Here is a 21,168-nt window from a genome sequence, read left to right on the forward strand (position 1 = left end):
CCGGTATTTTACCAGACTTTTTGAACAGTAGATAATGTTTGAAGTAACTCAAAGTATTGGGTGACGACTTGATTAATTGAATAGTGTTTTTGTACCTTTTGAATCCCCTTTTGAATTTGCTCATTACGTTCCTTTGCATTATCAAGGAGACTATCCACAATAGACTCACACGCTACCAAATCGTGTAATTCATATGTTAGGCGCCCTAAATCCCCCAGATATATTTCAGGAATAGCTCCAACCCTCGGTGCTACTGCAGGGCATCCACAAGCCATCGCTTCAATCAAACTCATCCCAAACGATTCTCCTTTGGAAGTGCTCACTGTACAACCACCGCTTTTAGCCACCATTGCATACAGCTTTGGCATTTCACTATACTCCATCCGGTCTATCCAATGAATACTGAGCTCTCGCTTGTTTGCTTCCTGAAAAAGGTGCTTAGTTGCTTTTGACGAAGCAGTCTCTCCACCGACAATCCAAAAAACGCAGTCATCTCTCTTCTGAGAAATTCGTGCTGAGAGGTCCAAAAAACCTTGCCAATTTTTATGATCATTGAGTTTTCCAACCCAACAAATGATCTTTTTATTTGTAATCGGTTCTACTTCTTTTGAGGAAAACAATGTCGTATCTAGACAGTTTGGAATGACATATGTTCGCTCTTCAGGTGCAGCATAATCTTCTACAATTCTGTTTTTACTATAATTCGAAGGCACAATATACCCCTGGAAATGGCGTTGATCCTCTTCTACTAAATAATTTAGCTTATAAGATATACCATGTACTTCTTGAATAATAGGGGTCTTGCAATGTACTTCTATTAAGTAGTCCGTTATTTCCTTCGTGTCAATTGCAATAACTAAATCGAAATCATGTTCTTTTATATACTGATAGATGGTCAAAGGTTCTGACATAACATGGATTTTCTCGTAATCTCCAAAGGCCGTCTGTCCCCCATGATCGGATAGAAAGATAAAGTGGGGATCACTAATCGATTTTAGAAAGCCAAGTCTATTCGCAAGTTGTGTGGTCACTCCACCTAGTAATAAATAGCGATAAATATAGAGGATTTTCAACGATCGTTCCTCCCCTCTAAGTGTAAGACAGCTTCCTCTAACAAGACACTGACTTTCTCTCCACTACCATAAGAAATAAATTCTTGATCTTCTAGTGGAGCACTCCATTCTTTAATATGAAATATAGGAATGCCTAAGCTTTCCATCTTTACAAGCGCGGAGGTTGACGCCGAATATCGAAATGGAAGGATGCCACCTGTCCATCTTCCGACTCTTTTCATTAAATCAACATCGTTTGCATACTCTCTGATCGTAAGTCTTTTCGAGTTGATAGGCTTTGAATCTGGTAGATTGTATCCAATTAACTCTATCCCTAGACCTTTGTTTTCCACGAGCAAATCTTTCATTGCTTGATAATCAATGCAGTCTTTTCCAAGATCACCAACAAAACCGATTATAATACGAGAAGATTCATTAGTTAATGTGTTCACTACAGAATTTTCTTCCCTTAATTTAATGGGATGCATGCGTCCCATTGACACTAGAAAGTGACTTGGATCAAGACTATTCATCAGAAATAAGTGAGCATCACGATCTACTATCTTTTCTGGTAAATAGAAAATACTCCATTTCTTCCACTGCAATCGCCCTATTCTTTTAGATATTTGGAGATCAGAATGAGTGATATACATTTCTGGCTCTTCAAATAAATGGAGGCTTCTCCAGAATTCAGAAGTCGAGATTTGTAAGAACCTCGATCCATCAAGGTGAATGGGAGTTATCACTTCGTTTTCCTCTTCATAGACGTAAACGACATTTTTGCCCCTATTCCTCAGTGTATCCACTAACTGATGTGCAAGCGTAAGACTATTTTTTCTATATACTTCGGAATCCCAATAGACAATCGTCATTTTTCCTAACGTTGAAAAATGAGCTAATTGCTCCTCAGGTCTCATTTTGTTAGGTTTCACTATCGTTTCTTCCGGCTCTTGAAGAAGGGTTTTTTTCTCATCACTCGTTAACTGGATTTGATTAATTCGCGTTTCGTGCTTTTTCTTGATAATAGGGAGCTTCATGAGAAGTTTATTCTTTTCTTCAAGCCTAACTACTTCCTCATTTCTTTTCGTTTCTAGCTCTTTTTGTAACAAGGCAGCACGCTTAGCTTTCTTTTTCACTATGACTTTTCTTATTTCTTCAAGAAAAGCTCTCCCTGCCTCCCTATAATCTGTAGGGGGATTTACAACGTTTCGTCCAACCCAACTCACGTAGTGTTCATCAATGCGCATATCAATTTCTTCAAAGTTATGAAATAGTGTTTCCCACTCATTTCTTAATTCTTCTGCATGTTCTAATGTTTCAGTTACAATTATTTTCCCATTCGGTTTAAGTAATCTCTGGACTTCATTATTCTGCGATGACATAACTTCGATTAACGTGTCTTCCGTAATAATGGCATCGAAGTAATTCATAGGAAAAGGAATCTCGCTCTTCAAATCCCCCGACCAAAAGGTACTTACACAATCCTTACTTAGTGGATGAGTAAGAACTACAGAGTCTTCACTAGCGAAAATATTTACAACATCTAGCTGAGGATCTTGATTAATGATCGAAAGAATACCTGGTTTTTGACTAATGTGAAGTATATGTTGCCCTGAAGCTCTAGACCCACACCACCTTAGTCTGGAGCGTTGAGATTCAGGAATGGTAAATGACTCATTTTGTAAATGTGTTAATTGATTTTTCAACATACCATTCTCCTGATTCTACTGCCAAAGCAGCTGATTAATTGAATACCATTTATTTGAATTATATATGATTCCACATGATCAAAAAAGGATTAAATGGTAAATTTCGAATGTTTTACATCTTTCCTTAAAGCTACTGTTAAAAAATGAGGTGGCATTCTTTATTATGAAATCAATCGCATGAAGGCTTCTTGCTTCTATATACAAATAAGGTTCCACTTATTTTAAGGCCTCTATTTTCTAAGTCCCTTTCATTTAGCGCATAAAACGCCATGAACTATTAGTAAAAAAAGCCGTCGGCACAACCCGACAGCTTTTCATATAAACGTTTATCCCCAGAAATTACGGAGAATTTGATTTTTTTCATTCTCATCTTCAACTAATCCATCGATGTAGCGATTTTCAAATGATGTAGACATGTTATTCGAGTGAATAACTTGCACATAGTTTCTTGGCTCTAACAATTCATGTTTCAGGCTGTGTACCGATAAATGCCCTTTTACAGGGTGGCGCTTGCCTTCTAAATATTCAGCAACATTATAAATAAGTGTATAAAAAGGTGGTGATTTGATTTTGGCAGTTGCTACTTTATCTGAATACTCGTCATAAAAATAGCCATACTGGTTGATAAGTGCTTCAGTACCTTCAACTGGCTGATGATCTTTCAGAAAATCAAAATAACCTTTGTGGTACATATCATCAGAATCAATGCGGGCGAAGTACACTTCATCATAGTCCTGAATTTCACGTTCTAAAGTTTTGTTATAGGCATTCTTAGGCACGAATCTAATATTATCTGGAAGTGGATCGTGCTGTTTAAGAGCGTTCATCACATGCTCTTCTGAACGCTGATCATACTGAAGAATTGTAGTGAAATCCTGGTTCGTTTGGGCTTTAAGACTTTTGCATGTGTATTTCATGAAAATCCCCATACGATGGTCAATCCATTCCTTTGTTAAACGACTCTCATTCACATCTGTTAAAGCCCAGTTATTAAATGCGATTGGCACTAGAATTTTTCGTTTCATCATCATCACTCTCCCAAATCCAATTCTATTTATTAGCTGCTACATTTTGGACAATCATTTCAGCCATTTGCTGTGCTCCATTCTCCTTCACAAGTGAAAGAGCACTTTTCCTCATATTTCGATTGTTCTCTTCATCAAGAGCTTCTCGAATCGCTTTTTCAAAATCAGTAGCGCCCGGATCTCTTAAGACGATTGCAGCCCCTGCGTCTCCAGCAATCATGGCTCTTGCCACCTGATCATCTGTTTTTGTATTCTCATTGGGAATTAAGATCGATGGCACTCCAAAATACATGACTTCGTGGAATGTGTTATATCCAGTAGCTGTAACGATGAGATCAAAAGCATTGAAGTAAATGGAATTCGGATAGTCTCTTAGTGTCAGAACACGATCCATTTTCAAATCCATTCGATTACCAATAATGGATTCCCCAATTACGACAAAAACATCATCTCTCTTTAGTAGTTCATTAAGAAGAATGGAAATCGTTGAATGAATATCATTGATCTTACCTGCTCCAAGCTGAACATACACCATTTTCATACCTTCTGGGATATTCCATTGTCGACGAACACTCTCACGATCCTTTAGCTCTTCTCGATCAAGATATAACACAGGCTCACAGTACGTTTTCATTCCTTCTTTTCGCATACTGTTTTCCCCACCAGCTTCACCAGGAACATAAACCTCATCGAATTCTGCTTCTTTCGATTCCACTAACTCTGCTTTACCTTCTTTATGCTGTCCTCGCTTTACCCAGATCTTTCTCAACCCGTCTTTTTTACGCATTGAGGCAACAAGACCTGCATAAGGAAACGCACCATCAAAAACAATCGTTTCTGGCTGGTGAATACTAATAACCGTTTCTAGATGGTCACGTAGCATCGCATTCCACTGCTTTGCGCTCATTTCTTTAGGAAAGAGCATTTTGGATGGTAAATGGTAACCTAGAAACCCTTCTTGCAATATCAAATGCATGGCTGAACTCGTCGTATGAAAAATAATTTTCTTAGATGGGTCAATACGCTTTACTCGTCTTGCAATAGCCAGTAATCTCGTGAGATGTCCAAGACCCGCCCCGTTAGTTGGTACAAAGAGAATAGCATTTCCGTCATCGATCGGTTCAATTTCAAATGATCCCGAACCATTCTTAATTCGACCTAATTTACCATTTTTTGCGTCCCTATAAATTTGAACAAGTCGCTTCGGTAGTCGAATTGCGCGACCGAATGATTTTGTTGATCCCATGACAGCATCACCAATTAAATATCTAGCCGATGCATTTGAATCCAAGTGGTTTACGATGTGCTGAGCACGGTTGTATTTTCTAGTGATCTGAGTAATTTGTTTTTCTTTCTTTTTCGAATCATTTTTAAGAACCTTAAGCTGTTCACTAAGCTCACGAATTTGAAACTGTTGCTGAATCATTTGATCAAGATTCTGATTTGCTACCGCTTTTGCTATCTCATCATTTTCTTGATTGTCACTCTTTTCTTTTACCACACGATGACTTTGATTCAACTTTTGAAGTGCTTTCTCCAGTTTCAAAATCGAAGCTAGTAGGCCACTTGTAACCTCTTGCTTGATTCGTTCTTCAGGGAGTACAGTACGGGGTTCTCCAAGGAAAAAGAAATAACCATCTTCAAACCCCATAGAAGTTGCTATAAAGAATTGGTTTAAGCAAAGAACAACTTCTGAAATATCCTCTGTAATTTCTTCATTCATTGGTAATTTGACTGCAATCATACCATTGATGTCTTCGGAAACTAAACCATGTAACGTTCCAAGAAATGCTTCTTCAAAGAACCTTTTTGTAAAGCTTCCTTCTAAAAGCACCATGTCTGTTTGGTATGAGCTTAGCTCTTCTGAATGATAGTAATTCGCTTTTTGAATTATGATATTTTCCTGAAGCTCTCGTGGCAGTGATTGATATGACTCACTCTTTCGTTGCAGCTCCTCATCAAAACGAACAAGCTCCTTCACACGTTGATCAAGTCTTGCTAGTTCTAATGAAGCTTGTGTTTCCCCATTACCAGAAAGAATAAGAAGGGAATTTGCTTTTCTTCCGCTAGCGATCATTTTGTTGTTTAAGCAACCCTCATTAATAGAAACCTCGATATTTTCTGTATAAAATGGGCTAACATCAAATTTCATGTAGAATTCTCCTTTTACTTCAATTACTTAGGATTCACACTTGAGTTTTCTTCAACATTCGTCGGTAGATCAAAGTTCTGCTGTCCACCTAGTAGCGTCACTTTACCTTTCGAATCTTTGTAGTTCTTTGTTACATTCCGTGTGTCATAAATTAGCTTAGAACGATCAATGACATAATCATAATCTACTGTTGTGTGATCAGTCGCGATGACAACTAGATCAGCGTCATCAAGGTTTTGGTCGTTCAGCTCAACGGAATATACAACTTCTTCTCCATTCTTAAAGCTTGAAACAAACGGATCATGATAATAAACGTGTGCTCCCTTATCTTCAAGAAGGCGATAAATTTCAAGTGCTGGAGATTCACGTAGGTCATCGATGTTTTTCTTATATGCCATACCTAGAATAAAGATTTTAGATCCTTTAATGGACTTCTCATTATCATTTAAAATATCTGCGGCCTGATTAAGCGCATAGCGTGGCATGTTTCCATTCACATCACTTGCAAGTTCAATGAAACGGTTATAGAAGTTAAACATTTTTGCTTTCCACGAAAGATAAGCTGGATCAAGCGGAATACAGTGCCCACCAATTCCTGGACCAGGATAGAAAGGCATATAGCCAAATGGCTTCGTAGCTGCTGCATCAATAACTTCCCAAGCATTGATTCCCATTCGATCACACATCATCGTTAGCTCGTTCACAAGACCGATATTAACGCTACGGAAAGTGTTTTCAAGGAGCTTAACCATTTCAGCAACGCTTGTTGAACTAACAGGAACGATGTTTTCTAAGAACGAGCTATAAAGAGAGACTCCAAGTTCAAGACATGGCTTTGTTGCACCACCGAGCACTTTAGGTGTGTTCTTTGTATTAAACTGCTGGTTACCTGGATCGACACGCTCAGGTGAGAAACAAAGGAAGAAATCTTCACCCGCACGGAAAGAAGTCTTTTCTTCAATAACAGCTTTAATCAATTCATCTGTTGTTCCTGGATAAGTTGTACTTTCAAGAACAACTAGCGTTCCTTCTGTCATAAATTCAACCAATTTTCCAACAACAGCATTGATGTAAGAAACGTCTGGCTCTTTTGTTTTAGCAAGAGGAGTTGGGACACAAATACTAACAGCATCCAATTTAGAGATAACTGAAAAATCATCTCCTGGGAAGAAGTTCTTACCAATAATGGCCTCTACTTGGTTATCAGAAATGTCCATTACATAACTCTTCCCGTTATTTAGAATGTCCATTTTTTCTTTAGATACATCGATTCCATATACTTCAAAACCCTTTTGTGCCATTTCAACCGCAAGGGGGAGTCCTACATAGCCAAGTCCAATAACTCCTACACGTGCATTACCTGTTTCAAACTTCGTTAACAATGCTTCCTTCATCTCATTCATCCTTTATAAATGTAATAAATTCGTGTTGATTTGGGATTCCCCTACTTTTTCATAACGGAAGCCAGCACTCTCTGCCTGCTTTTTATTTATTAAATTCTTCGTATCATAAAGCAACGTATGACGCATCAAAGGAGCTAGAGACTTAAGATCTAACGCCTTATATTCATTATGATCAGTTAAAATAATGAGACAATCTGAATGGCGTACAGTTTCTTCTACTGTATTAAATTGGTTTTTGATCCGCTTATCGACTACGTATGGATCATGAACTGCACACTCAATTTCCATATCTTCAAGTTCCTGCAATATAGTCAGTGATGGACTTTCACGCGCATCACCAATATTTCCTTTATAAGCAAGTCCAAGTAAAGATACTTTTGGGTTTGCAACTCCTTCAGTTCGCTCTTTAATTTGGTTAGCAATCCTTTTCGGAACATTATCATTGATTGCTCGCGCTGTTTGAATCAATTTAGCATCTTCTGGACTTGCTTCAACTAGGAACCAGGGATCAACCGCGATGCAGTGCCCCCCAACTCCAGGGCCAGGTGAGTGTACATTAACCCGCGGATGGCAGTTAGCCAGCTCGACAGCTTTCCAAATATCGCATCCTACCTGTTCTGCAATACGCGCCAATTCGTTAGCTAACGCAATATTCACGTCCCGATACGTATTCTCCATTAATTTTACCATTTCTGCCGTAGTTGCATCAGTCTGGTGAATCATTCCTTTTACAAAGATTTTGTAAATTCTCTCTGTCATGATACTCGAGTCAGCATTTACGCCGCCTACTATTCGATTATTATGAACAAGCTCATCCAGTAATTTACCCGGCAATACCCGCTCTGGAGAATAAGCAACATACAAATCTTTTCCGACTTTTAAGCCCGATGACTCTAGAATAGGTGACAGCACCTTCAGCGTCGTGCCAGGAGGGCTTGTTGATTCAAGAATGACCAGGTTCCCTTCCTTTAGTAAAGGCTGAATCATTTTAGCCGCCGATCGCACATAGTTTAAGTTCGCCGTTTTATCAGGATTAACTGGCGTTGGTACAGCAATAATAAAACCATCTGCTGACACCGGTTCTGTTCCAAAAGTTAAATGGCCTGAATCAATTGCTTCAACCAGCATCTCTCCTAGACCAGGCTCTTCAATGTGAAGCGTCTTATTTTTTAACGTTTCGATCACGTGCTCATTAATATCCACGCCATGCACTTGAACGCCGTGCCTTGCAAACATGACAGCAGTCGGTAACCCGATGTATCCAAGGCCCATTACGACAAGTTTCATAATTACAACTCCTCACTCACAGTAACTTCAGAAATTAAGATCTTCGAATTCTCCTTACTTACTTCGAAAATAATTCACCATACATTTGAATTAACTTTCGGGATTCATTCGGCCAATTCAATACTTTACTCGCTTCATTACATTTTTGTACGTAATAATCGCTTCTTTGCTGAATAGCTTCAATGCCTTTTACAATGGCTAGTTCATCTTCTGCAACAGGTAGACCAAAGTCATATTCTTCTAATAAATAGGCTTTCCCTGGATGGTTAGAAGATACTACTGGAAGCCCCATTAACATATATTCGAATATTTTATTAGGTGTAGAATAATAGTTATTTTCGCTTACATTTTCGTACATCACGAGTCCAATGTCTGCTTCCTTTGTTAGTGAAAGTATTTCTGAAGGCGGTACTTTAGGATGAAAATGTACTCTGGAAGTGAGCTTCTGTTCGTCCACTAAACGCTCAAGTGCTCCTTTTATATCGCCATCGCCAAGCAAAACAAGGTGATACGGATCAGGTAAATGATTCATGGCTCTGACACAAAGCTCAATTCCGCGATTTTTTGAGAACCCTCCTTGATATAGAAGAATGATCTTATCAGTAGGTATTCCAAAAAGATGATGAAAATAATGATCATTTTTACGCTCTTGTTCCAAACGAAGGAGCGGTATATTCTGCAAATAAATTGAGGGTGGTAGCTCGCCATAGCGTTTATTGAATTTATCAATCAAATACGGATTTACGGTAATAAAACGATCAACATGTTTCATTAACTTGCCTTCCATATAATAACCAAAACGTCGATCAAGCGGATTGCGACCGGTCATTTCATTAAAAAGTTCATGTGAGTCGTAAATCAACTTGCTATGAAAATGTTCTGCTAAACGCTTACCGGTATCGAGCGTATTTAAATCGTGACAGTGAATCGCATGAATGGTTTCAGAAGCCATCGTTCCCTTTACTTTTTTGTAAAACTCGTAGCTAGCATATTGATCCTTCGCCAGCTTTAAGGCTGGATTTCTAACCATCTTCGCTACAACAGATGGTTTTCGCGACGGTCCAGTAGCCATTCCCTTCTTTGCCTGTTTTGTTGAAATGGCTAGCTTATTAATCTTGATCAATTCATGTAAAAAAGGCGGATCAGTATCAAATTCATTTAAACAGCAAATGGTTACCTGATAGCCACTTTCAGCAAGCGCAATGGCTTCACGTTGAACCCGTGCATCGTAATCAATGTCTTTAAAAAGAACCATTAAGATGTGCTTCATTTTTTCTTAGCCTTCATAAATTCATCATACTGCTCGACAATTTCTTTCGTATCTCCAACCGCTTTTTGCTCACCGCGGTGAATCCAGACAACACGATCACAGATTTGCTTCACAAGACCTGATGAATGCGTAACGAGAATAACGGTCCGGTCCTGTTGGATTTTCTCTAATATGGCATCTTTACATTTTTTCTGGAACGCAGAGTCCCCTACCCCGAGAACTTCATCAATCAATAGAATTTCTGGGTCAAGCATAATAGCAGTAGAGAACGCAAGTCTTGCTCTCATACCGGATGAATACGTTCTTACCGGTTTATAAATAAAGTCGTCTAGCTCGGAAAATTCAATAATCGCTTCAAGGTTATCATCGATTTTCTTTTTGCGATTTCCTAACAGAAGGGCATTTAGGTAAATATTCTCGATTCCGGATAACTCAGGTTGAAACCCTGCACCAAGAGAGAGGAGCATCGGCCGCTTCCCTTCAACATGATAAGCTCCCTGATCTGGTTCAATTAAGCCACTCATGAGCTTTAAAAGGGTACTCTTTCCTGAGCCATTTCGACCAATAATACCAAGAACTTCACCTTTCTTTACAGTGAAATCTAGACCCTTTAATGCCCAAAACTGCTTTTTTTCTTTGCTAAGCAATTGTTTCAATGGGTTATCTGAATGCTCAGGGTAAGAAACCCAAATATCTTTAAGTTCAATAATGTCCTTTTTCAATTAAATCACCTTGGCATATTGTTTGTCGTATTTGTTCAAAATGCGTAGTCCAATAAACAATAGGACTAGTGAAATCGCTAATATGATGAAGAGATTGTCCCACAGTGGCTGGCCTTTGTAGAGAAAGATTCTTCTATAGGAAACTAGAAAATCTGTAAAAGGATTTAAGTAAAGAAGACTTCTTATATTTTCAGGCACAGATTCCATTCGAAAGAGTACTGGAGATAGATAAAGCAATGTGCGTGAAATGTATTGCATCATGTTCTTAATATCTTTTAAGTACACGCCAATATGAGCCATAATAATCATAATTGGTAGCAATAAAAGAAGGTTCAATACAATTAATATAAAGAAATTCAATGCGTTAACTGTCAACTCCACTCCACTAAAGTAGAGGAATAAAACCATAATGACAGAGCTCACAAGAAACTTAAATGTATTAACACCAAGTCTCACTAGAATAAAGGTTAGCTTCGGCACATAGACCTGCTGCAGAATTCGCGCTTTTGAAGAAATCGCTGTAGTCGCATCTACCATACAAGCGGTTGCCCATTTAAGCGGGATTAAACCTGTAAAAAGATAAACAGCATAATCGTCTCCACCTCGATCTAACACAATCCCTACGAGAAAATAATAAATCGCCATATACAGAATCGGATCGACAATCCACCATAACGTTCCAAGGTATGTTCTAGCTGTATTCGATTTCAGCTCGGATACGGTTAGGTGATAAAGCAAATCTTTGTTGTTTCGCCAATCATTAAGTAATTTTTTAATCATTCGCTTGTTAACTCCTAATCTAACTGCATTTATATTTCCAAACGTCATATTATATTTTATATAATTCCGCTCCTGTCGTCTACCAATATCAGAAGCGTGGCATCCTAGGTAATAACCCTTGCTATATCAACTTTTCTCTACACTTTTTCGCTCATCTCCTCCTTAATTCAACCGTAATTTACAAAATCTTAACGTTTCTCAAAAAGTAGAAACGATTAACTTATTCTTTCATAATCCAACCTGAATTACCATCTTTTGTAGATCAAACTTTTTATCTTGCTATTCCATACGGTTTATTTACATTGATAAATGAAAAAAGCAGCCTGGCGGCTGCTTTTATTGTCTTATTGAATCGTAGCCAATTCAGCTACTTCACTTTCTCGTTGATCACCAGTCATTTCATACACCTGTTTAATCATACCAACGCCTTCTGCATAGTAGGTAGTAATTTCAACTTCATCACCTTGATTTCCAGACACTTTTAGAACATGATCAAACTCTCCATATGGAACCTCTACGTTATCTAGAAGAGTAATCTCTATTTCTTCTTCGTTATGAGGTTGCAATAAGATCGTTTCCACTTCTTCCACAGCTTCAAATTCATCTAACATACTTTCTTTGTTAGATGAATCGCTCTGTTCAACAATAGCTGCTCGATCCTCAGTCCATTTAATAACTTGAGCTGTCTTCATATCACCAAGCGTAATAACTCTTTGTAGATATTCTTCATTTTGATCAACGATATATTCAGTAAACATCGGTTTCTTTTGAGAAGTAAATGTCTTCGTCACACCAGTATCCGGTCGATAAGAGGATAGGTCCAAATTCTGATCTTCTTTTTGTTCGTTAACCTTTCCACTTCCTTCACCAGATTGAAACGTGGTGTCCGGACTAGTATTTGACGCTGTTCCACAGCCTGATGTTATTAAAAGAAGAAGGACAACACTCCACGCTATTCTCTTCATAAAAAGCCTCCTAGTTTATGATGATTCAAGGATTTCATAATCAATACAATCGGTTAGCAACTTGATTTTTAGGCTTTTCTTCGACTTTTCCACCGATTGTAAAGAAGGAAGTGACTCGATTTTGCATGCCGTATTCAAAGAGAACATCTTGAACATTGGCATTGAGTTCTTTGTGAACAAGAACAAGTGGGGCATCTGTCTTAACAGCTAATGCGGATGATACGAGCGCATCCGGGAAATCCTGGCCTATAGATAGAATCACCGTGTCCGACTTTATCTCATCACTAAATTCATCCAAAATGGATGCAAGAGTTTCATACCTATCCTTTCCAGATAAACGCTCTACCGTTTTCGAGCCATTTAGATTTTTTAGTTGTTCTTCAATATTTGAAGACATGACAGCTTCTCCCCCAAGGATCGCTGTATTCTTGCCCTTTACATAAGAAAGAGCTGCATTTGTTAATTTTTTCTTATCAGACAGGACAATCGACCAATTAGAAGAAGAAGCGATCGGTGAACTTGCAAGAGCATCCGCATAGCTGAATCCATTTGCAACAAATACACCTTCTACTTGATCAAGTCTACTATTGATCATAAGATTTGTTTCAAATCGATCTATCCCACCGATACGTTCCACCGTAACTCCTAGCTTTTTCACTTGATTCTCCACCGTTGTTGACACTGCATTTTCCCCGCCAATTAGAAGAACTTTATCGGCTTTCAATCGCTTAATTTCTTTCTCAGAAAAGGAATCTAACGAAGAGGGTCTGGTCAGTAGAATTGGAGCATTTCCTAATTGAGCAGCTAAAGGTCCAACGGATAATGCATCCGCATAGCCTAAACCATTCGTCAAAACAACAGTTTTCAATTCTTTATCCGCATTAAAACCATTTGGGTAGATCTCTTTTGATATCTTCACAGCTGTTTCAAAACGATCTCTACCAGAGAGCGCCTCCACCTCAAGTGATTTCGTGATTGTTTCTCCAGAAATATTTGTCCAAAGAACGTCGCTCGAAGACCGGCTGATGACATTGACATTCTTCATAGATTTGGCAACCTCAATCGCCTGACTCTTTTCGTAGTAATTCCCCTTACTTACTCCATCCTTATTTTGAATCTGATAAGGACGCTGTAAATAATTAGACCATTCAACTGTTCCCTTTTCTTTTGCAATTACTTTTGTGTTTTTTCGATCACTTGCATAAGCAATTGCATCTGACAGTTCAGTGAAGGAGATCACTTCGTCTTTTCCTTTCATGAACACTTCATAATTTACTTTAGTAGAATCATAGATTGTCTTCTGCTTGTCTTTATCAAATACAGTCACGTTCTTCAAAGTCTTTGCAAACGTAATGGCCTCATCACGTGAAGTAAACTGTTTGATTTCATTTCCTTTATTATCAAATACCTCGAATACTTTAAAGAAATTAATCGCAGCTTGAGCCAGCGACTCAGCTGCATCGTTTTGAAAATGACTTGTCTTAATGAGGCTTTCTTCTGACGGATTGGACATATACCCAATCTCCACCAAAACAGAAGGCATTTGAGCATTTCGAATAACGAAGAAAGCCTGATCATTTTGGATACCTTTATCATGCAACCCTGTACCACTTAGTACTAAAGGATGAACGATACTAGCTAACCTGCGACTTTCAGATTCAAAGTTAACTTGAATGGGATCTGGTGGGTATTCCTCATCCCATGCTGCGCCTTTACTATAATAGTAGGTTTCATATCCTTTTACGAGCGTGCTAAAAGGGTAGGCATTGTGATGAATGGAGATAAAAAGTGAATTATCATTATTCCCCTTTACGTAATTGTTTGCGATTTTCGTTCTTTCAATCAAATCTTCCTTTGAATCCTTCGCAAAATCTCGATCCGTTTGTCTTGTCATAAATACCTTGATATCGGTTCCTTGCAATTTTTCTTTTAGTTTTATACCGATTTCAAGTGTCCCAACTTTTTCATAAAAGCCTGTTTGATCCCCAGAATAACCAGACGTACCTGTAAAACGTCCCCCATGTCCCGGATCAATAACTATGTATTTTTCTGCTGCAGCAAATGACGGACTGAATAAAAACACGATCAACAAAAGAAAAAAATGAACAATTAACCTTTTCTTCATATCCCACTCTCCTATCATGGTAATCTATTACATTTTATTATAGTATGACTGGAACTTCTATGCTCCTTGACAAATTATTCTAAAATGTGTGATTTGTACGATATAACAGAAGCATCAAAAAAAGCCTTTCTGCACTCTAAGCAGAAAGGCTTCTCATCATTTATTCAACAAATGGGACGGGCTTCGTTTCAGTTACTCCATAATAATATAAAATCGCCTCAACGATTCGCTTAGATGCTTCACCGTCTCCATAAGGATTAGATGCTTGGGACATTTTGTAATACTCTTCTTTATTTGTGAGAAGAGTCGATGCAGTGGAATAGATCGTCTCTTCATCCGTTCCAACAAGTTTTAGTGTACCCGCTGATACACCTTCAGGTCTTTCCGTATTTTCTCTTAATACAAGAACAGGTGAGCCAAGAGATGGGGCTTCTTCTTGCACACCACCTGAATCCGTTAAGATCAACGTAGCTCTTGATGCAAAATTATGAAAATCAATCACGTCAAGAGGTTCAGTTAAATGAACACGTGACTGTCCACCTAGCGCTTCATCCGCTAACTGTCTAATAGCTGGATTTAAATGAACAGGGAACACCACATGCACATCATCATATTCATTAATAATGCGGCGAACTGCTTGAAAAATATGCCTCATTGGTTCACCGTGATTTTCACGTCGGTGTGAAGTAAGCAGGATCATTCTCTTGCCATCAATTTGTTCTAAAAGTGGATGAGAATAATCCTCTTTCACAGTATGCTTCAAAGCGTCAATTGCTGTATTTCCAGTAATATAAATATGTTCTGTTTCTTTTCCTTCATTATATAAATTATCAAATGCACGCATCGTCGGTGCAAAATGCAAATCAGCAAGCACACCGGTCATCATACGGTTCATTTCTTCTGGATATGGCGACATCTTATTAAAAGACCTTAGACCAGCTTCCACGTGACCTACAGCTACTTGATTATAAAAAGCAGCTAGACTTGCAGCAAACGTCGTCGTGGTATCACCATGAACCAGTACGAGATCGGGTTTTTCTTCCTTCATGATCGAATCTAGACCATTTAAGGCTCTCGTTGTAATATCAGCAAGCGTCTGTTTGCTTTTCATGATATTGAGGTCATAATCTGGCTCTATCTTAAAGATAGATAAAACTTGATCAAGCATTTCTCGATGTTGCGCTGTTACAGCAACAAGTGGTGTAATAAATTGTGGATGCTTTTTTAATTCGTTCACTAGCGGCGCCATTTTTATCGCTTCAGGTCTTGTCCCAAATACACTCATTACTTTAACAGGTGCCATGTTGACTCTCCTTTTGGTCGAATGATGGTGCACGTTCAGTACCATCTTATTAAAACACACATAAAAAAGCAAAAGCCTTCCTATTCATAAGGAAGGCTACCTATTTAGTGACCACTGAAATAATCCACGATAAATTCTCCCCAAACGTCAAAGCCTTTATCATTTGGCCTTGAGTCTACTAAATAGTCTTCTATTTCTGTAGTATCAACAGCTGGCCAGACTGACCAATGATCCAAATAAATCAGGTCATTCGCCTCAGCATAATTTCTTAACGCATTGATTTGAATATTATAATAGCCAGGGTCCGCAATTGGGTTAGAGGGCATTAGCATAATGCTCACACCAGGTAACGACTCGTTTAATTCTGACATAACAGTCGAAAGATTCTGGTGCCCTTCATCAATAATAACCTTCCCATTATCATTTAACGTAAAGGCTTCTAATACAACAATATCTGGAATTTCGTCGATAACATCATCATATAACTCATCCTGAACAATCGTCTTTGTTGTGGCTTCTTCAAAGGTGAACGCCTTCACAGTAAAAGCCCCTTTCCAAAACGACTCTTCCAAACCTTTTTCAACGCTTTGCTTGAGTCCATTTTTCTTTGTTCCAATCGATTCAGACCCAACAATAGCGACTGAAATCGGATCATTAGAAGACATTATTTTCTCCTGTACCTGCTCTGGAAAATTGGAAACAAGTTTTTTTAAATCCTTATCACTTACAGGATTTTCATTTAGTTCACTATTTCGAGTATCTACATTCGATTTTGAATCGACTTGTGCCCAAACAGTCTCACCTGTTTGGGCAATCTTATCGTCCCAATGCAATTTCCCAACTATTACAAGTGCTAGACACCCAATGATCGTAATCAATAATACTACATTCTTCATACATTCCCCCCTGAAATCTGTCGAATAATGGTATCTATTAATATTATTGTAATAAAGGGAAAATGATTGCAAGTATAAATTAAAAAAGCCGCTCTTTTTTTAGAGAGCGGCTTTTTGGGATAATTACTTATTTAACCATTTGTTTAGTTTATTTTTCACATCTTTGTTCACGGCATTTTCTCCACCAAGCACTTTCGCTCCAGATACATCCGTTGTTGTAAAGTACTTAACAAGATAAGATTCAATCTCTTTCGGGATTTCATCACTCTTCACAAGGAACATACTACCTTGATCTTTCACAACAAGTGGTGCAGCTGCAAGCGCATCCGGGAAGTTCATTCCATTTGCAACAAACAGTTGATCTGTATTTGTACCTAGTTCTTTATGAATTTCAACAAGGGTACCAAAACGGTTTGCTCCGGCAAGGCGTTTTGTCGTAAGCGATAGTTCATTAGTCATATCAACTACCTCATCTGAGATCACCGCATCTCCACCAAGAACATATACTTGCTTACCTTTCATTAGCTTTTTCGCATCTTCAGTAAGCGTTTTTCCATCAGTCAGTACAATTGGCATATCGTTAGCACCAGCAATGGAAGCTGCACTTAGAGCATCTGCGAAGTTTTTACCAGTAGCAAGGAAGACCGCTTTACTAGTTGAACCTTTTTCAGCAAGCTTTTTAATAATTTGAACGTTCGTATCATAACGAGTGTTTCCGCTAAGGCGCTCGATATCAGCTGTACTTACGCCAATGTTTGCAAGCTGCGTGTTTACTTTCTTCGAGATTGCATTTTCGCCACCAAGAATCATCACATTCTTAGCTTTTAGGCGAGAAATTTCGTTTAGTACTTCATCTGAAAGTATTCCATCTTTATTAGCAAGTAAAATCGGTGCATCGTAGGCACTTGCTAATGGCCCAGCAGATAGTGCATCCGGGAAATTAAATCCAGTTGCGATGAATACTGTATCAGCAGTAGTACCTTCTGGGTACATTTGCTTTGATACTTCAATAGCCGTTTCAAAGCGATTGTCTCCTGCTACTACTTCTACCATCTCGCCATCTGTCTCAACCGGCACGATTGAAAGAACTTCACCAGTCGCTTTATCTTTCAAGAATACTCCAGCTGTATATTTACCGCTATTTTCTGGTGTCGTAATTTTCACATCCGTCGTTGCTTTCTTACCTACCCCTAAATCAAAGCTAGATTTACCAGTAACTTCAATCTTACCGGCACCATCTTCTCCTGCCTCAAGAACTTTAGCTTCTGTAACAGAGAGGTCGAAATCTGTAGTATCTCCAACCGTTGAATAACCTTCTACACGGATTGTATATTCACCATCCGGAAGATTTTTAACAGAGAACGATTCTTCAGAATCTCCATCTGCATCAATAGCAATATAATCCCCGATCGTTTTACCATCTTTTGAACGATAAAGGTAAAGATCAAGGTCATCGCCCGCATCACTCGTATTGCCGATTGATACATCAAGAGAAATATTATTCTTCAGGGTCATTGTCTTATCGTAGACCCCACCTTTACCTTTGACTGTTTCACGACTTTTCATTGTTTCAGGCTTACTAAATGCGCCGCCTACTACTTCTACTGAGCGTTTCGTAGATAAGTAGTTTTCAAATGTTACAGATTTAGATACTTCACTTCCCGGCATAGCGCTACCAAGCGCAATTCTTCCCGGGCTAGATACAACATCCTGAACGAATGCTTCTAGTTTAAATTTATTCATATCAAGGTCGTCTTTTGGAGCTGCAGTACCATAGACCGCTACTTCCCAAACACCAGACTTAGGACTTTTCGCAACATAGTCTTCTACGCCAATTCCATCATAACCAGCATAGCCTTGGAATGCGTTAACCTGATCGCCATCAGGATTCATAACAAGCATGCGTACGCGTCCCTGGAATTCATCGTTTTCTTTAAGAGCTTCCAAGGCAAATCGTACTTCTTGTGCGCCTTCTGCAACATTAAAGAAATAACTCTTCGTCTTCGAAGATTGCACTTCATCTTCATGAGTTAAACGGAAACGATCTTCAGAAGTAAACTCTTCTCCAAGTATGATGGTTTGGAAAGAACGTGCTTCTGCATAAGCGGTATCTGGATCATCGATCAAAAGTGTGCCTGCATTAACACCAATATCCATCTTGCTCTTATCATACTTCACAGTCATTTCCTTAAATTCACCTGGTTTAAGTTTGATGCTTTTCACAGAAGGAGTGAACCAATCAGAGTTTGATGAAACGTTAAGGTTTTTCGTCTCATCTGTTGGATTTTCTACCATCACTTTAACTTCTTCAGGTACTTCTTTGTTTCGAACGTAAAGTCCTGGTCCACCGGACACCTTTTCCCCGTGGTATACAGTCACATTAACTTCTTTTACTTCATTAATATAATGCTTACGAATGTATTCATAGGCTGCAGGTACATCAATAAGTCCAGCACCTTCTTGAACACGAGTGTAGCCATCCACATGAACAGCTGTTTGAATAAGCGCTTCACGAGCAAGCTCGTAATCGAACGGAATACGATCTTTAAGGGCAGCTTGCTTTAGTGTTGCTACCGCTCCAGCTACATATGGAGAAGACATACTTGTTCCTTGAAGAACTTCGTAATTACCTAAATGCTCTGGGAAAGAAGCATAAGCAGATCCCGGTGCCACAAAGTCTGGTTTTTGTTGACCATCTTCCGTCGGTCCGTTTGCAGAGAAGTACCATAAACCTTCCCCTTGTACTGGAGATCCATCTGCATTTTTTCCATATGGGTAGTATCCATACTCAGTTGCCCACATCTTACTGTTAATGTATGCTCCAATCGAAAGAGCTTTCACTCCATCACCAGGAGCACCTACGGAATCCACTCCGGGTCCATCATTACCAGCAGAAGTGACATAAATCGTATCGAATAACTCGCCCATATCTTCAATGATTTTCGCATAAGCACCGGATCCATCATTAAGGTCTGGTGAAGAGCCAAGACTCATGTTTACAACATCTGTTCCAAATCCACCTAACTCTTCAGGTACAGCAGCAAGATACATTGCATTCGCAATACTCCAGCCAAATGTTTTACCACCAGAGTCAAATACTTTTAGACCATATAGATCCGCCCCAGGTGCTACACCTTCAGCAGCTACAGCCCCAGTTTCATTTTCTCTTTCAGGTCCATTTGCAGCTGTAATACCGGATACGTGTGTGCCGTGACCGTCACCATCAAAGAAAACTGTCGCAACTGGGAATGGATACAATGTTGAATCTGGGAATTGATGACCTTGATAAGTAGGACTAGGACTTGCAATTCTAAAGTTAGCACCAGCTACTTTATCTTCGGGGTTAAGGTCCATGTTATCAACATCGCCCTCGCCATATGCTTTTTCGTCAGTGAAATCTTTGTCCTGATCGATATCGATATAGACTTTGTCATCTACGAGAAGAACATCGAAATTAGCATCTCCTGTTCCATCTCCATTTAAATCTCTATACAACGGCTTGCCTTTTCCATCTACATCATAAGATGCTGGATTCAACGTACCGAAATAATATGTATCGTCTTCCGCATCAATACCTTCTGTTTTATATGTGACTTCTTCTACAGTAATAGAGTCGCCTTCAGCTGCTTCTTGCTGAAACCACACGTCCCCTTCTCCTACTGTATCTACGACGCCTTTAATTTTAGAAGAAATAATTTCGCCTTTTTCATTATATTGAGTAAAGGCTTCATGGCCTGGATCGACACCAGTGTCAATAATCCCTACTTTCACTCCCGTTCCATCATACTTGTCGTGGAATTCATCAACACCGGTTGCTGAGTGAGTTTCTTCGGTTGCAGGTTTAACAACATCTTCAGGGTTTTTCACTTTCGGTTTAAGATCAGTATCTTCTTTCGGACCTTCATCCAGCACGATTTCATTGTTCGCCCCAAGCATACCAACAGAGTCTAAACGATATACCTGCAGAACTTTATTTGTTGGAACTTCAGCAAGATACAAGTAGTTGTTTGTATTCTTCTTTACTTTCACTCCAAGTTTTTCAAGCTCTTTTGTAAGATCAGCCCCACCGTGTTCGTTTGCAACAATAATTAATTCCTGTTTTGATTGTTCACTTGCAGCAAGTGAGGCAATCTCCTGTGTGACAGGAAGCTTAAATTTCTTGGTTTCTGTCAAAGCAGCCTCAGCTTTTTCTGGATTATACGTCATTCCCGCGAATGAAGAAGCAACAAGAGAAGCGCCCGCAACAATAGTCAGGACTTTTTTCTTAAACGTCATTTAATTAAATCCCCCTTAGTAATTTGTGAAGTTCCTGCAATCGATCCTCCTTATGAGCGGAATTATTATAATAATTCACTATTTTCAGTTTAATTATAAAGCGATTAAGAGTCAATCTTAAACTGTTAAAATTGTGAAATTTTTTGATAATTTGTAGATATTTTAGGACTTTTGTCCATAAAAGCTTAATAATGACGTAATGAA

14 protein-coding genes are annotated in these 21,168 nt (G+C 38.8%); all 14 read right to left on the reverse strand.

Annotated elements, in window-relative coordinates:
• Positions 1 to 8: 8 nt before the first annotated feature.
• Positions 9 to 1,073: a glycosyltransferase family 4 protein gene (locus tag ABVF21_RS04960; protein ID WP_371017604.1), complete on the reverse strand. Its 1,065-nt coding sequence runs from the start codon at positions 1,071 to 1,073 to the stop codon at positions 9 to 11.
• Positions 1,070 to 2,758, reverse strand: coding sequence for a hypothetical protein (locus ABVF21_RS04965; RefSeq protein WP_371017605.1), 1,689 nt, complete (start codon positions 2,756 to 2,758; stop codon positions 1,070 to 1,072). The genes ABVF21_RS04960 and ABVF21_RS04965 overlap by 4 nt, the downstream gene beginning before the upstream one ends.
• Before the next feature lie 329 nt (positions 2,759 to 3,087).
• A complete protein-coding gene (locus tag ABVF21_RS04970; RefSeq protein ID WP_303534081.1) occupies positions 3,088 to 3,789 on the reverse strand; it encodes a glycosyltransferase in 702 nt (233 codons plus the stop codon).
• A gap of 22 nt (positions 3,790 to 3,811) precedes the next feature.
• On the reverse strand, positions 3,812 to 5,938 hold the full coding sequence (locus ABVF21_RS04975) for a glycosyltransferase (protein WP_371017606.1): 2,127 nt from the start codon (positions 5,936 to 5,938) through the stop codon (positions 3,812 to 3,814).
• A gap of 23 nt (positions 5,939 to 5,961) precedes the next feature.
• A complete protein-coding gene (locus ABVF21_RS04980) occupies positions 5,962 to 7,332 on the reverse strand; it encodes a nucleotide sugar dehydrogenase (RefSeq protein WP_371017607.1) in 1,371 nt (456 codons plus the stop codon).
• A gap of 12 nt (positions 7,333 to 7,344) precedes the next feature.
• Positions 7,345 to 8,628 (reverse strand): nucleotide sugar dehydrogenase, encoded by a 1,284-nt coding sequence (locus ABVF21_RS04985; protein ID WP_303534086.1) that lies wholly within the window; start codon positions 8,626 to 8,628, stop codon positions 7,345 to 7,347.
• Positions 8,629 to 8,686: 58 nt separating this feature from the next.
• The gene (locus ABVF21_RS04990; RefSeq protein ID WP_303534088.1) at positions 8,687 to 9,898 is read right to left on the reverse strand and encodes a glycosyltransferase; all 1,212 of its coding nucleotides are present in this window, start codon (positions 9,896 to 9,898) and stop codon (positions 8,687 to 8,689) included.
• Positions 9,895 to 10,620, reverse strand: coding sequence for an ABC transporter ATP-binding protein (locus ABVF21_RS04995; RefSeq protein ID WP_194218730.1), 726 nt, complete (start codon positions 10,618 to 10,620; stop codon positions 9,895 to 9,897). The genes ABVF21_RS04990 and ABVF21_RS04995 overlap by 4 nt, the downstream gene beginning before the upstream one ends.
• Entirely contained in the window at positions 10,621 to 11,400 is a 780-nt protein-coding gene (locus ABVF21_RS05000; protein WP_303534093.1) for an ABC transporter permease, read from the reverse strand.
• Between the two features lie 344 nt (positions 11,401 to 11,744).
• Positions 11,745 to 12,365 carry a hypothetical protein gene (locus tag ABVF21_RS05005; protein WP_371017608.1) on the reverse strand — a complete coding sequence of 207 codons (621 nt, stop codon included), beginning with the start codon at positions 12,363 to 12,365 and terminating at the stop codon, positions 11,745 to 11,747.
• A 40-nt stretch (positions 12,366 to 12,405) separates the two neighbouring features.
• On the reverse strand, positions 12,406 to 14,490 hold the full coding sequence (locus ABVF21_RS05010) for a cell wall-binding repeat-containing protein (RefSeq protein WP_371017609.1): 2,085 nt from the start codon (positions 14,488 to 14,490) through the stop codon (positions 12,406 to 12,408).
• Between the two features lie 160 nt (positions 14,491 to 14,650).
• A complete protein-coding gene (wecB, locus tag ABVF21_RS05015) occupies positions 14,651 to 15,793 on the reverse strand; it encodes a non-hydrolyzing UDP-N-acetylglucosamine 2-epimerase (protein ID WP_303534099.1) in 1,143 nt (380 codons plus the stop codon).
• Positions 15,794 to 15,897: 104 nt separating this feature from the next.
• Positions 15,898 to 16,689 carry an SGNH/GDSL hydrolase family protein gene (locus ABVF21_RS05020; RefSeq protein WP_371017610.1) on the reverse strand — a complete coding sequence of 264 codons (792 nt, stop codon included), beginning with the start codon at positions 16,687 to 16,689 and terminating at the stop codon, positions 15,898 to 15,900.
• Positions 16,690 to 16,812: 123 nt separating this feature from the next.
• Entirely contained in the window at positions 16,813 to 20,964 is a 4,152-nt protein-coding gene (locus ABVF21_RS05025; RefSeq protein ID WP_371017611.1) for a cell wall-binding repeat-containing protein, read from the reverse strand.
• Between the last annotated feature and the right edge of the window lie 204 nt (positions 20,965 to 21,168).

Origin of the sequence: Pseudalkalibacillus sp. JSM 102089, assembly GCF_041366475.1 — a bacterium.
Lineage (GTDB): Bacteria > Bacillota > Bacilli > Bacillales > Guptibacillaceae > Guptibacillus > Guptibacillus hwajinpoensis_B.

Coding starts and splice junctions, on each gene's coding strand:
- ABVF21_RS04970 (WP_303534081.1), bottom strand. CDS start 3,789: ATGATGAAACGAAAAATTCTAGTGCCAATCGCATTTAATAACTGGGCT.
- ABVF21_RS04975 (WP_371017606.1), bottom strand. CDS start 5,938: ATGAAATTTGATGTTAGCCCATTTTATACAGAAAATATCGAGGTTTCT.
- ABVF21_RS04980 (WP_371017607.1), bottom strand. CDS start 7,332: ATGAAGGAAGCATTGTTAACGAAGTTTGAAACAGGTAATGCACGTGTA.
- ABVF21_RS04985 (WP_303534086.1), bottom strand. CDS start 8,628: ATGAAACTTGTCGTAATGGGCCTTGGATACATCGGGTTACCGACTGCT.
- ABVF21_RS04990 (WP_303534088.1), bottom strand. CDS start 9,898: ATGAAGCACATCTTAATGGTTCTTTTTAAAGACATTGATTACGATGCA.
- ABVF21_RS05000 (WP_303534093.1), bottom strand. CDS start 11,400: ATGATTAAAAAATTACTTAATGATTGGCGAAACAACAAAGATTTGCTT.
- ABVF21_RS05005 (WP_371017608.1), bottom strand. CDS start 12,365: ATGAAGAGAATAGCGTGGAGTGTTGTCCTTCTTCTTTTAATAACATCA.
- ABVF21_RS05010 (WP_371017609.1), bottom strand. CDS start 14,490: ATGAAGAAAAGGTTAATTGTTCATTTTTTTCTTTTGTTGATCGTGTTT.
- wecB (WP_303534099.1), bottom strand. CDS start 15,793: ATGGCACCTGTTAAAGTAATGAGTGTATTTGGGACAAGACCTGAAGCG.
- ABVF21_RS05020 (WP_371017610.1), bottom strand. CDS start 16,689: ATGAAGAATGTAGTATTATTGATTACGATCATTGGGTGTCTAGCACTT.
- ABVF21_RS05025 (WP_371017611.1), bottom strand. CDS start 20,964: ATGACGTTTAAGAAAAAAGTCCTGACTATTGTTGCGGGCGCTTCTCTT.